At 69.5% G+C, this 12,456-nt stretch carries 8 protein-coding genes and 3 pseudogenes; 7 read left to right on the top strand and 4 right to left on the bottom strand.

All coding sequences use genetic code 11. The features are described 5' to 3' along the window. Window positions 1-28: 28 nt before the first annotated feature. Window positions 29-991, bottom strand: coding sequence for a LysR substrate-binding domain-containing protein (locus tag U3649_RS02840; RefSeq protein ID WP_407353381.1), 963 nt, complete (start codon window positions 989-991; stop codon window positions 29-31). A gap of 87 nt (window positions 992-1,078) precedes the next feature. On the opposite strand from U3649_RS02840, the gene U3649_RS02835 reads away from it, so the two are divergent. The 3 genes from U3649_RS02835 to U3649_RS02825 all read left to right on the top strand — a co-directional run bounded on the left by U3649_RS02835 (window position 1,079) and on the right by U3649_RS02825 (window position 3,337). Continuing rightward, the gene (locus U3649_RS02835) at window positions 1,079-1,240 is read left to right on the top strand and encodes a hypothetical protein (protein WP_407353380.1); all 162 of its coding nucleotides are present in this window, start codon (window positions 1,079-1,081) and stop codon (window positions 1,238-1,240) included. Between the two features lie 100 nt (window positions 1,241-1,340). Then, entirely contained in the window at window positions 1,341-2,318 is a 978-nt protein-coding gene (locus U3649_RS02830) for an aldo/keto reductase (RefSeq protein WP_407353379.1), read from the top strand. Further along, entirely contained in the window at window positions 2,315-3,337 is a 1,023-nt protein-coding gene (locus U3649_RS02825) for an NADP-dependent oxidoreductase (protein WP_407353378.1), read from the top strand. The genes U3649_RS02830 and U3649_RS02825 overlap by 4 nt, the downstream gene beginning before the upstream one ends. 364 nt (window positions 3,338-3,701) lie before the next feature. Here the strand turns inward: U3649_RS02825 and U3649_RS02820 are convergent, their stop codons facing one another. The 3 genes and pseudogenes from U3649_RS02820 to U3649_RS02810 form a co-directional block, all read right to left on the bottom strand. Beyond that, a complete protein-coding gene (locus tag U3649_RS02820) occupies window positions 3,702-5,936 on the bottom strand; it encodes an NADP-dependent isocitrate dehydrogenase (protein ID WP_407353377.1) in 2,235 nt (744 codons plus the stop codon). A 552-nt stretch (window positions 5,937-6,488) separates the two neighbouring features. Beyond that, window positions 6,489-6,941: pseudogene (locus U3649_RS02815) on the bottom strand (DUF763 domain-containing protein); the annotation flags it as partial. Between the two features lie 40 nt (window positions 6,942-6,981). Beyond that, window positions 6,982-7,239 (bottom strand): annotated as a pseudogene (locus U3649_RS02810) (NADP-dependent isocitrate dehydrogenase); the annotation flags it as partial. A 402-nt stretch (window positions 7,240-7,641) separates the two neighbouring features. Here U3649_RS02810 and U3649_RS02805 point away from each other — a divergent pair. The 4 genes and pseudogenes from U3649_RS02805 (at window position 7,642) to cas3f (ending at window position 12,152) form a co-directional block, all read left to right on the top strand. After that, a complete protein-coding gene (locus U3649_RS02805) occupies window positions 7,642-7,803 on the top strand; it encodes a hypothetical protein (RefSeq protein WP_407353376.1) in 162 nt (53 codons plus the stop codon). A gap of 46 nt (window positions 7,804-7,849) precedes the next feature. Continuing rightward, on the top strand, window positions 7,850-8,827 hold the full coding sequence (cas1f, locus tag U3649_RS02800; RefSeq protein ID WP_407353375.1) for a type I-F CRISPR-associated endonuclease Cas1f: 978 nt from the start codon (window positions 7,850-7,852) through the stop codon (window positions 8,825-8,827). After that, window positions 8,824-9,000, top strand: a pseudogene (locus U3649_RS02795) (hypothetical protein); the annotation flags it as partial. The gene cas1f and the pseudogene U3649_RS02795, both read left to right, overlap by 4 nt. 41 nt (window positions 9,001-9,041) lie before the next feature. After that, window positions 9,042-12,152, top strand: coding sequence for a type I-F CRISPR-associated helicase Cas3f (gene cas3f, locus U3649_RS02790; protein ID WP_407353374.1), 3,111 nt, complete (start codon window positions 9,042-9,044; stop codon window positions 12,150-12,152). The last annotated feature ends 304 nt before the right edge of the window (window positions 12,153-12,456 follow it).

Here is a 12,456-nt window from a genome sequence, read left to right as displayed (position 1 = left end):
CAAGCCTAGCGCCAAACGCCCCGGTGCGTCAGCGCGCCATGCCGGCGCGGTCGCGCGCGCGCCGGCCGCCACCGGTCATGGCCGCGGCGTGGGCCCGCGCCTCGCCGTGCAGCCACTCCCGGAACGCACCGAGCGCGGCATGGCCGCGATTGCGCGGCGGATACACGAGGTAGTGCGCGTAGTCGGTTTTCACGCGCTGCCGCCCGAGCCGCTGCAGCTGCCGGGATTCGAGCAGCAGCCGTACCCGCGTCAGGCGCCCGAGCGCCACGCCGAGCCCGGCGGTGGCGGCCCGGTGCAGCGTTTCGGCGTCGTCGAAGCGCGCGGCGAACCGCGCCGGCATGTCGCCGCCGTGGCGCGCGAACCAGGCCGGCCAGGCGTCGGGGTCGGGGTCGCCGAGCAGCGGCCAGTCCTGGAGCCGCTCGACGCCGGCCTTGCGCATCCGCGCCGCCAGCGCCGGGCTCGCCACCGGCGCCAGCCAGTCGTCGAACAGGTGTTCGGCGACCACGCCCGGCCATTGGCCGCGACCGGTGCGCAGCGCCGCGTCGACATCGCCCGGCCGCGAGAAGTCCACCAGCGCCGCGTCCGACAGCAGGTTCACCTCGACCTGCGGCTGCGCGGCCAGGAATCCCGGCAGCCGCGGCAGCAGCCAGGCCGAGGCCAGCGACGGCACCACGCTGAGCGTGAGCACGTCGTCGCGGCGCGCGGCGAACGGCCGCAGCGCCGCCTCGATCGCATCCAGGTGCGGCGAGACCTGCTCGAGCAGCCGCTGTCCATCCGCGGTCGGGCGCACGCCGCGCGGCCCGCGTTCGAACAGGCGGCGATCGAGCCGTTGTTCCAGCGAACGGATCTGGTGGCTGAGCGCGCTGACCGTCAGGTGCATCGCTTCGGCGGCGCGGGTGAGGTTGCCGGCGCGCGCCGCCGCCACGAAGCCCTGCAGCGCGTGCAGCGGCGCGCGGATGCCGTCGGGACGCGGGGCTGGAGTTGAGTTCAATTCAAGCCTGCCTTGCGGATATGTCGCTTTTCCGCCACCGACTATCGGCCTATGTTCGAAACCGATCAAGTCGAAGAGGAGATCGTCATGAGCATCTGGAATGGACTGCTGTTCCTGCAGGGGCATGTCGCCAGCCCGCGGCTGGCACTCGCGCTGGCCGGAGCCGAACCCGTGCCGGCGCCCGCGCCCGCGCCGCCGCCGCTCCACGATGACGCGCATCGCCGCCCCGCCGCGGCGGCTTGCGGCTGAGGCGTCACGCCACCGGAACACAGCGTCACGCCGCGGGTTCGCGCACCGGCAACATCGGCAGCGCTATCGTGACCGGCCTCGCCAAGCATCGGAATCGCGCATGGCCGCAGCAGAAGACGCAAGACCGCTCGGCCGCTCCGGCCTGCGGGTGCGCCCGCTCGCCTTCGGCGGCAACGTGTTCGGCTGGAGCGCCGACGAGAAGACCGCGTTCGCGCTGCTCGACGCCTTCGTCGACGCCGGTTTTTCGCTGGTCGACACCGCGGACGTCTATCCGGCTTGGGTGCCGGGCAACCAGGGCGGCGAGTCGGAGGCGATCATCGGCCGCTGGCTGGCGGCGCGCGGCGGCCGCGACCGGCTGGTCGTCGCCACCAAGGTCGCCAAGTGGAGCGCCCGGCCGGGGCTGTCGCCCGACAACATCGCCGCCGCCGCCGAGGATTCGCTGCGGCGGTTGCAGACCGACCGCATCGACCTGTACTTCGCCCACGAGGACGATCCGCATGTGCCGCTCGAGGACACGCTCGGCGCGTTCGCGCGCCTGATCGAGCAGGGCAAGGTGGGCACCATCGGCGCCTCCAACTACGGCGCGCCGCGGCTGGCCGAGGCGTTGGCGGCGGCGCAGCGGCACGGGCTGCCGCGCTACGAGGTGCTGCAACCCGAATACAACCTCTACGATCGCGCGGAATACGAATCGGACCTGGAACCGCTGGCGCGCGAACACGGCCTGGGCGTGACGAGCTACTACTCGCTGGCCAGCGGCTTCCTCAGCGGCAAGTACCGCAGCGCCGCCGATGCCGCCAAGAGCGGTGCGCGCGGCGCCACCGTGGTCCGGCGCTACCTCGACCGTCGCGGCGAGCGGATCCTCGACGCGCTCGACGCCGTGGCCGCCGCGCACCGCGCCACGCCGGCGCAGGTAGCGCTGGCCTGGCTGATCGCGCGCGAGTCGATCACCGCGCCGATCGCCAGCGCCACCAGTCCCGCCCAGCTGCGCGAGATCCTCGCCGCCGCCGATCTTTCGCTGTCGGCGGCGGACATCGCCGCGCTGGACATCGCCAGCGCCGACACCATGGAACCGTCATGACCGCCACCGAGAACACCCGCATCGTCCTCGCCGCGCGCCCGCAGGGCGAGCCCACCGCCGACAACTTCCGCATCGAACGCGCGCCCGTACCGCAGCCGAAAAAGGGCCAGGTGCTGCTGCGCAACCGCTGGCTGTCGCTAGATCCGTACATGCGCGGGCGCATGAACGCCGGGCGCTCGTACGTGGCGCCGATCGAGGTCGACGCGCTGATGGATGGCGGCACCGTGTCCGAGGTGGTCGAGTCGCTGCATCCGGACTTCGAACCCGGCGACCTGGTCCTGGCCGACGGCGGCTGGCAGACCCACGCCGTCGCCGATGGCGAAAGCCTGCGTCGCAAGCTCGATCCGCAGGACGCACCGGTCACCACCGCGCTCGGCGTCTACGGCATGCCCGGCTTCACCGCCTATGCCGGCCTGCACGAGATCGGCAAGCCGCGGCCGGGCGAGACCCTGGTGGTCGCCGCCGCATCCGGCCCGGTCGGCGCCACCGTCGGCCAGATCGCCAAGCTGCGCGGCGCGCGCGTGGTCGGCATCGCCGGCGGCGCGCGCAAGGTCGCGCACCTGCGCGACGACCTCGGCTTCGACGTCGCCCTCGACCACCGCGCCGACGACTTCGCCGAACAGCTGAAGGCGGCGGTGCCGGACGGCATCGACGTGTACTTCGAGAACGTCGGCGGCCACGTGTTCGACGCGGTGCTGCCGCTGCTCAACGAGTTCGCGCGGGTGCCGGTATGCGGCCTGATCGCCCACTACAACGACAGTGCGCCGCCCGAGGGGCCCGACCGCCTGCCGCAGCTGATGGCATTGGCGCTGGCCCGGCGCCTGACCATCCGCGGCTTCATCGTCTTCGACTTCAACAAGCTCTATCCGGAGTTCCTGCGCGAGATGGGCGCATGGCTGCGTGACGGCAAGGTCCGCTACAGCGAGGACATCGTCGAAGGCCTGGAGAACGCGCCGCAGGGCCTGATCGGCCTGCTGCGCGGCGACAACTTCGGCAAGCGCCTGGTGCGGATCGCGTAAGCACCGCGATCCCCCTCGATCCCCAAGGACCACGCAATTCTCTGGCACATGTCTTCCCCCTTGAAAAAGGGGGACCGAGGGGGATTTGCTTTGGCCGTGGCAGTCCCCGACGCCAATTCCCGCCTGACGCCACGGCAGCAACCCGTAGGAGCGCGCCATGCGCGCGATGCCGCGGGTGCCGGTCGGAACCGGTGGATAACGCGATTTTGGACCGGCAGCCGCGCAGGTCAACGAAATTCGCGGGCGGCGCCACACACCCGCGGCATCGCGCGCATGGCGCGCTCCTACGGAGGGGCATTGCCATGCGTGACGAGAAGGGCCCGGCATTGCCGGGCCCTTCTCGGTGCGGCGACGCTGGCGCCCCTCAGCTCGCGACCAGGCGCTCCAGCGCGGCCGTGAAGGTCCCACTCGGGCGCATCGCCAGCGCGGCCTTCGCCTGGTTCGGGTGGTAGTAGCCACCGATGTCGACCGCCACGCCCTGCACCTGGTTCAACTCCCCGACGATCTTCGCCTCGTCCTCCGCCAGCGACCGCGCCAGCGGCGCGAACCGCGCCTTCAGCGCGTCGTCGTCGTCCTGCGCCGCCAATGCCTGCGCCCAGTACAGCGCCAGGTAGAAATGGCTGCCGCGGTTGTCCAGCTCGCCGACCTTGCGCGAGGGCGAGCGGTTGTCGTCGAGGAACTGCCCGTTGGCCGCGTCGAGCGCCTTCGCCAGCACCCGGGCGCCGGGGTTGTCGTAGCGCTCGGCCAGGTGCTCCAGCGACGCTGCCAGCGCCAGGAACTCGCCCAGCGAATCCCAGCGCAGGTGGTTCTCCTCGACGAACTGCTGCACGTGCTTGGGCGCCGAGCCGCCGGCGCCGGTCTCGAACAGGCCGCCGCCGGCCATCAGCGGCACCACCGACAGCATCTTGGCGCTGGTGCCCAGCTCCAGGATCGGGAACAGGTCGGTCAGGTAATCGCGCAGCACGTTGCCGGTGACCGAGATCGTGTCCTCACCCTTGCGGATGCGCGCCAGCGAGAACTGCGTCGCCTCCACCGGCGGCAGCACGCGCAGGTCCAGGCCGGCCGTGTCGTGGTCCTTCAGACAGGCCTCGACCTTGGCGATCACCTGCGCATCGTGCGCGCGGTTCGCATCCAGCCAGAACACCGCCGGGATCGCGCTCAGGCGCGCGCGGGTCACCGCCAGCTTCACCCAGTCGCGGATCGGCGCGTCCCGGGTCTGGCACATGCGCCACACGTCGCCGGCCTCCACCGCGTGCTCGAACACCACGTTGCCGGCCTCGTCCGTCACCCGCACGGTGCCGTCGGCGGGGATCTGGAAGGTCTTGTCGTGCGAACCGTACTCCTCGGCCTTCTGCGCCATCAGGCCGACGTTGGGCACGCTGCCCATCGTCGCCGGGTCGAACGCGCCGTTGGCCTTGCAGTCGTCGATCACCGCCTGGTACACGCCGGCGTAGCTGCGGTCGGGGATCACCGCCTTGGTGTCCTGCAGCTGGCCGTCGGCATTCCACATGCGGCCCGAGTCGCGGATCATCGCCGGCATCGAGGCGTCCACGATCACGTCGCTGGGCACGTGCAGGTTGGTGATGCCCTTGTCGGAGTTCACCATCGCCAGCCCCGGGCGGGCGGCGTACACGGCGTCGATGTCGGCCTTGATCCGCGCCTGCGTGTCTTCCGGCAGCGTGCCGATGCGCGCGTACAGGTCGCCGATGCCGTTGTCCGGATCGAAGCCGACCTGCCGCAGTGCCTCGGCGTGCCGGTCCAGCGCCTCGCCGTAGAAAGCCCTGACCGCCTGGCCGAACAGGATCGGGTCGGAGACCTTCATCATGGTCGCCTTCAGGTGCAGCGAGAACAGCACGCCCTGTGCCTTTGCGTCCTCGATCTGCGCCTGCAGGAAGCCCGCCAGCGCCTTGCGCCGCATCACCGCCGCGTCGACGATCTCGCCGGCCTGCACCGCCACCTTCTGCTTGAGCACCGTGCTGTCGCCGTCGGCGTGCAACAGTTCGATCTTCAGGCCGCCGGCCGCGCCGATCGTCGCCGAGCGCTCGCTGCCGTAGAAGTCGCCGTCGTCCATGTGCGCCACGTGCGTCTTCGAGTCCGCGCTCCAGGTGCCCATCCGGTGCGGATGCTTGCGCGCGTAATTCTTCACCGATAGCGGCGCGCGGCGGTCGGAGTTGCCCTCGCGCAGCACCGGGTTCACCGCGCTGCCGGTGACCTTGCCGTAGCGCGCGCGGATGTCGCGTTCGTCGTCGTCCTTCGGCTCGTCCGGATAGTCCGGCAGCGCGTAGCCCTGGCCCTGCAGCTCGCGGATCGCCGCCTTCAGCTGCGGCTCGGAGGCGCTGATGTTCGGCAGCTTGATGATGTTGGCCTCCGGCGTGGTGGCCAGCGCACCCAGCTCGGCCAGGTGGTCGCCGATCCGCTGTTCGGCCGTCAGCCGCTCGGGAAACTGCGCCAGGATCCGCCCGGCCAGCGAGATGTCGCGGGTCTCCACCGCGATGCCCGCCGTGGCGGTGAACGCCTGCACGATCGGCAGCAGCGACTGGGTGGCGAGGAACGGGGCTTCGTCGGTGAGGGTGTAGATGATCGTCGGGGCGGTGGGCATGGGGGCTCGGAATTCCTGCAGGTCGGCGAAGGAAGCGCGCCGCGGCCGCGCTCGGATGGAAGCGTCCGGGCGGATGGCGTCCGATGGCCGATGCAGCGGCGGGCCGGCGCGCGATCCGGCCATTGTCGCGGTTTAGGTGGGCGCGGGCAAAGCACCCGCGGCGGCTGGTTGCGGCGTGCGTGCGCGAAGGGCTCGTCTCGTGGAAACGGCCGCGGTCACGCGGTCTGCCAGACCGAAGGCGTGCTACGTCTATCCCGACAGCGGCAGGCTATGGATGGGTGCGAAAGCCGTGCTGCAGGCTGGCCGCATCCGTTGACCAGGCGCATCAGTCGGGCGCTCCGAGTCGCCTGCGGGCCGCTTCACGGCGGGCCGCGAACCGGGCTTCGACCTCTTCGTTGGAGATGACATCACCCGCGTTCGCCGCATCGATTCCCTTCTGCACTTCGCGACGGAACCAGGCGTCGTATTCGGCCGCTTCCTGCTGCCGACGTACGAAATCGCGCATGAAGTCGCGCAGCAGCTGCGCGCCGCTGCGGTTGCGCGCCTTGGCGGCACGATGAAGCCGTGCAGGTACAGGTCGAACCCGTCCTGCAGCGCCGCGCTGTCGACCTTCGCCACCAGCCGGCTGGCCGCCGCCAGCGCCGCGCCGTCGAAGCCGACGCGCTCGCCGATCGCCACCAGCTCGCCCGGCGTCGCCCGCGAATGCCGGCCGCGCCCGCCGCACACGTGGATGCCCAGCTCGCCCGACAACGGCGCCAGTCCGCGCTTGAGCGCGCCGATCACGCTGGTGGTGATCCCGGACGAATGCCAGTCCATGCCCATCACCGCGCCGAACGACTGGAACCAGAACGGATGCGCCAGCCGCCGCAACAGCTCGTCGCGCCCGTACTCGTGCACGATCGCCTGGCACATCACCGCGCCCAGGCGCGTCATTCGCTCGCCCAGCCAGTGCGGCACGCGACCGCCGTGCAGCGGCAGGTCGGCGCTTCCGGATCGTCGGCTCATGGCGGCGGCCTCATCGGCGCATGCTCGTGTCCGGCGGTCTCATGCCGTGAGACGCGCGCCGGACGTGCGGCATCGCCGCCTTCAGCTGCGGCTCGGAGGCGCTGATGTTCGGTAGTTTGATGATGTTGGCCTCCGGCGTGGTGGCCAGCGCACCCAGCTCGGACAGGTGGTCGCCGATCGGCTGTTCGGCCGTCAGCCGCTCCGGGAACTGCGCCAAGATCCGCCCGGCCAGCGAAATGTCGCGGGTCTCCACCGCGATGCTCGCCGTGGCGGTGAACGCCTGCACCACCGGCAGCAGCGACTAGAGCGCCGCGGTGGCTGCTTGCGGCGTTCGTGCGCGAATGGTTCGTCTCGTGGAAACGGCCGCGGTGCGGCTGGCTGGGGAGTCGGCTGTCGGTGCGGCCGAACTCGCACTGCGCACCGTCGCCGCGGGCGTGCCGGTCCGTCCGGAGGGCGCCCGATGCGCAGCCTCAACGCCGCCCCTTTTAGCTGCCCTGCTCGAAACGATGATAGGCGACGGCCAGTCCATCGAGTACCTCGGTCGAAGTCTCGAACAGAGCCCGCGCCTTCGGATAAGACGCTTTGCCGCACTTCCGCGCATGTACGCGATCTTGTTCCGGTGAAGCTTGATGAGCCGGAGGTCGCCTCTCGCCCCCGCCGGATGAGAACGCCATCCCCGTAGGAGTCAGCCGCACGCGCAATGCCTGCGGCCGGACATGCGCGTGTTCACCGCGCGCTGCATGTCATCGACGGCCGAACCGGCGGCAGATCCTCGATCCGCGGCGCGCTTGCCGACCAGCGGTCGTGTGACTGCCAGGAAGAGATCAAGTCGATGCTGTCCGCCACCGGTCTCGACTGTTGAGACCCGGTTAGGCGATAGTCCGTCCATGCCATAAGGGGGGTGGCGAATGGACGCGATAGCGCCGTCTGATCTGAAATCGATCCTGCATTCCAAGCGGGCCAATGTCTATTACCTTGAGCATTGCCGTGTATTGGTCAAGGGTGGCCGCGTGGAGTACGTCACGGAGGCGGGAAAGCGGTCGTTGTACTGGAACGTCCCGATCGCCAACACGACAACGATCCTGCTCGGAACAGGAACGTCCGTCACCCAGGCAGCGATGCGGGAGCTTGCGAAGGCGGGCGTACTGGTCGGCTTCGCGGGCGGCGGTGGCACACCGCTCTTTACCGCCAACGAGGTGGACATAGACGTCGCGTGGTTTTCGCCGCAGAGCGAGTACCGGCCCACCGAATACCTGCAAACTTGGGTGAAGTTCTGGTTCGACGACGACCTGCGCCTGTACGCGGCCAGGTCCTTCCAGCGCGCACGGGTGGCGCGCCTGCGCGCGCAGTGGAATCACCCGCATCTGCGCGCGGCCGGTTTCGCCGTGGACGCGCGACGCCTCGACGAGTTGCTGCAGCGTACCGAACGCCGGATCGAGCTGGCGCTGGACAACACCGCCCTGCTGACGGAGGAGGCGCGTCTGACAAAGGCGCTGTTCAAGCTGGCGGTGGACACCGTCGGCTACGGTGAATTTACCCGCGCCAAGCGCGGCGGCGGCAGCGACCCGGCCAACCGCTTCCTCGATCACGGCAACTACCTCGCCTACGGCCTGGGGGCCACCGCCACCTGGGTGCTCGGCCTCCCGCACGGCCTGGCCGTACTGCACGGCAAGACCCGCCGGGGCGGCCTCGTATTCGACGTGGCAGACCTGGTCAAGGACGCCTGCATCCTGCCGCAGGCCTTCCTTTCGGCGATGCGCGGCGACGACGAGCAGCAGTTCCGCCGCAACTGCATCGAGGCGCTGACCCGCAGCGAATCGCTGGACTTCATGATCGACACGCTCAAGGCGGTGGCGCTGGAGACTGCCGCGCGGGGGCAGGGGTGAACGTCCTGCTGATCTCCCAATGCGACAAGCGCGCGCTGACCGAGACCCGGCGCATTCTCGACCAGTTCGCCGAGCGCCGCGGCGACCGTACCTGGCAGACGCCGATCACCCAGGCAGGCTTGGACACCCTACGCAAGCTGCTGCGCAGGACCGCGCGCAAGAACACCGCCGTGGCCTGCCACTGGATCCGCGGCCGCGACCACAGTGAGGTGCTGTGGATCGTCGGCGACGCACGCCGCTTCAACGCCGAAGGCGCGGTGCCCACCGACACCACGGTGCGCAACTGGCGGCCCTGCTGCACGACCTGGGCAAGGCCAGCGTCGCCTTCCAGCGACGCCTGTGCGGGGAGCTCCAGGAGCGGAACCTGTACCGGCACGAATGGGTGTCGTTGCGCTTGTTCCAGGCCTTCGTCGGCAAGGACGACGACGAAACATGGCTGCGCCGGCTGGCCGATACGGAAGCATTCGGCGAACAGCTCTGGCTCGCCGCCGATCGCTACCAGCGCGACGGATTGGATGCGCGCGACAGGTGCCCGTTCCGCGACCTGCCTCCCCTGGCGGCCGCCGTGGCCTGGCTGATCATGTCGCATCATCGTCTGCCGATGGTGCCGGTCGAGAAGGAGGGCGGACAGGACTGGCTCGGCAAGCGCTCGCGCAGTTTCAATCTGGCCTGGCTGGAGACGCCGTTGGCGCTGGTCGCCCACGATTGGAACGAGATCCGCCAACGGGCCGAGCGCGCACGGATCGAATCCTATTGGAGCCCGGCCGGCCCGCTGCCTGTCGTCGAACCGAAATGGCGCTCGCAGGCCGCACGCCTGGCCAAGCGCCTGCTGGAGCGCCATCCGCGGCACGACGGCGACTGGCTCGGCAATCCCTACGTCATGCATCTGGCCCGATTGAGCCTGATGCTGGCCGATCACCACTATTCCGGGCTTTCCGAGGATTCGCCATTCCGCGTGAAGGGCGACGGCAATACCCACCTGTACGCCAACACCGACCGCGACGGCGACCTCAAGCAGCCGCTGGACGAACACCTGCTCGGCGTCGCCCGCGATGCCGGCCTGATCGCACACGCCCTGCCGGGATTCGAGCGCTACCTGCCCCGACTGGCTCACCACCGCGGCCTGCGCAAGCGCAGCGCCGATGCGCGCTTCTCCTGGCAGGACAAGGCCGCCGACGCCGCCACCGGGCTGCGCGAAAGCGCCCGCGAGCATGGCGTCTTCGTCGTCAACATGGCCTCCACCGGCTGCGGCAAGACGCTGGCCAACGCCCGCATCCTCTACGCCCTGGCTGATCCGCAGCAGGGTCTGCGCGCCACGTATGCGCTCGGCCTGCGCACGCTTACCCTGCAGACCGGCCGCAGCTATCGCAACGACCTGCACCTTGGCGAGGACGAACTGGCGGTCCGCGTCGGCGGCTCGGCCAGCCACACCCTGTTCGAGTACTACGAGCGGAAGGCCGAAGCGCAGGGCTCCGCGTCGATCCAGGACCTGATCGAGGAGGACAGCCACGTCCTCTACGAAGGCATCGTCGCCGACCACCCCCTGCTGTCGCGCGCGTTGCACGATCCGGCCATCCGCAACCTGCTGTCCGCACCGATGCTGGTCTGCACGGTGGACCACATGGTGCCCGCCACCGAAGCGCTGCGCGCCGGCCGCCAGATCGCGCCGATGCTGCGGCTGATGAGCGCGGACCTGATTCTGGACGAACTGGACGACTACGACCTCAGCGACCTGCCCGCGCTGACCCGGCTGGTGCACTGGGCCGGCATGCTTGGCACGCGCGTGGTGCTGTCCTCGGCCACGCTGCCGCCGGCGCTGGTGGAGGGCATGTTCCTCGCCTACCGTGCCGGACGCATCCACTACTGCCGCAATCGTGGCAACGCCGCCGGACAGCGTGCGGAACAGGTCGAAATACCGTGCCTGTGGGCCGACGAATTCGACAAGCAGGTCGCGACCTGCGCCGACGGCGACGCCTTCGCACGCCAGCATGCGCAGTTCGTCGGCAAGCGCGCGGTGAAGCTGGAAAAGGCCGAGCCGCTGCGGCGGGCCGAGCTGGTTGCGCTGGACATCGCCAAGGGCCTTCCCAAGGAAGAGCTTCGCGCGGAATTCGCCCGGCACGTGCATGCGATGTGCCTGCGCCTGCACGGCCACCATGCCGAGGCCGACCCGGTCAGCGACAAGCGCGTCAGCTTCGGCATCGTGCGCATGGCCAACATCGACCCGCTGTTCGACGTGGCGTGCCAACTGTATGTACTGGGTGCACCGGAAAACACCCGCATCCACCTGTGCGTCTACCACGCCCGTTTCCCGCTGCTGCAGCGCTCGGCCATCGAGCAACAGCTCGATGCCGCCTTCAACCGCCGCGGCGATGGGGAGGGCGTCTATCGGCTACCGCCCATACGCGCCGCGCTCGATGCCCATCCGGAAAACGATCACCTGTTCGTCGTCCTGGCTTCTCCTGTGTGCGAAGTCGGACGCGACTGGGACGCCGACTGGGCCGTGGCCGAACCCTCCTCGATGCGCTCGCTGATCCAGCTTACAGGGCGTGTGCAGCGGCATCGCGGCAAGCGGGGCGACCAACCCAACATCCTAGTGTTCGAGCGGAACCTGAAATCGCTGGAGGGCCGGACGCTGGCTGGCGGCCACCCGGCGCCCGTTTTCGTCCGTCCAGGCTTCGAACGGCACGACGACAGCCATCGCTTCCGCCTGCGTTCCCCGCGCCTGGAGCGGCTGCTGTCGCCGGACGAGTACCGCACGCTCACCGCACTGCCGCGCATCCGCCCCCGACCCGAGTCCGAATGGGCCAGCCGCGAACGGCTCGTGGACCTGGAGCAGGCCCGCATCGCCGCGGGCATGCTGCCCAGGCAACGCATGCCCGCTTCGGTGGCGCCGCCGATGGACGCGCCCATGGAGCGCGACGAATCCGCGTGGTCGTGGCAGTACCCGCAGGCCGCCCTGACCGGTGTGCTGCCGCAACAGCAGCCGTTCCGCGAGGACACGCTGCGCAAGACCGCCTTGGCCTTCCTGCCTGACGAGGACGAAAAACGCCTGGTTCTGCATCGCGTCGAGGACGACCCGGCCCGGCGCAGCCGGAATCTGTACATCCCCATCGACCGCAGCCTGCGTCATGACGTGAAGCTCGACCCCAATGAGCGCATCGGCGCGTGGGGCGAGTGCGACCTGATGGCGTTGCTGGCCGAGCAGGCCGAGCGCCTCGATCTGCCTCTGAGCACCTGCGCCGAGCGGCTGGCGATGATGGAGGTTCCCAAGAGTGACCAAGGGTGGCGGTATCACCCTTGGCTGGGATTTGGAGAAAGGAAATGAAGGGCATCCATGCCCTTGTTGCTGCCTGCTCGGCAGTGAGCTGAGCCTCTGAAGCAAGCGGCTGATTTTCTGAGCTGCCTACGCGGCAGTGCGGACTCGGCCTGATTAGTGTAACTGCGATACCATACCGTAATTTTTTAAGTAAGCGCCTGATGGTTGACATTCGGTGGTTCAACCTAGATGATGTGATCGCCCGAGCGCCGTGGGCGCGGCGCTCGGGCTAACAACAAGCCAGTTGGAAGCTGGGCCTACACACGAAAGGTCTGACGTGTAAGGGGATGCAGGAAGTGCTCTATCGACGCTT

It is taken from the genome of Luteimonas sp. R10, from assembly GCF_045689605.1.
In the GTDB taxonomy this organism is placed as follows: Bacteria; Pseudomonadota; Gammaproteobacteria; order Xanthomonadales; family Xanthomonadaceae; genus Luteimonas.
This window is presented reverse-complemented; position numbering and strand designations above follow the sequence as displayed.

Coding starts and splice junctions, on each gene's coding strand:
- cas1f (WP_407353375.1), top strand. CDS start 7,850: ATGGACGCGATAGCGCCGTCTGATCTGAAATCGATCCTGCATTCCAAG.
- U3649_RS02825 (WP_407353378.1), top strand. CDS start 2,315: ATGACCGCCACCGAGAACACCCGCATCGTCCTCGCCGCGCGCCCGCAG.
- U3649_RS02835 (WP_407353380.1), top strand. CDS start 1,079: ATGAGCATCTGGAATGGACTGCTGTTCCTGCAGGGGCATGTCGCCAGC.
- U3649_RS02830 (WP_407353379.1), top strand. CDS start 1,341: ATGGCCGCAGCAGAAGACGCAAGACCGCTCGGCCGCTCCGGCCTGCGG.
- U3649_RS02820 (WP_407353377.1), bottom strand. CDS start 5,936: ATGCCCACCGCCCCGACGATCATCTACACCCTCACCGACGAAGCCCCG.
- U3649_RS02805 (WP_407353376.1), top strand. CDS start 7,642: ATGCCTGCGGCCGGACATGCGCGTGTTCACCGCGCGCTGCATGTCATC.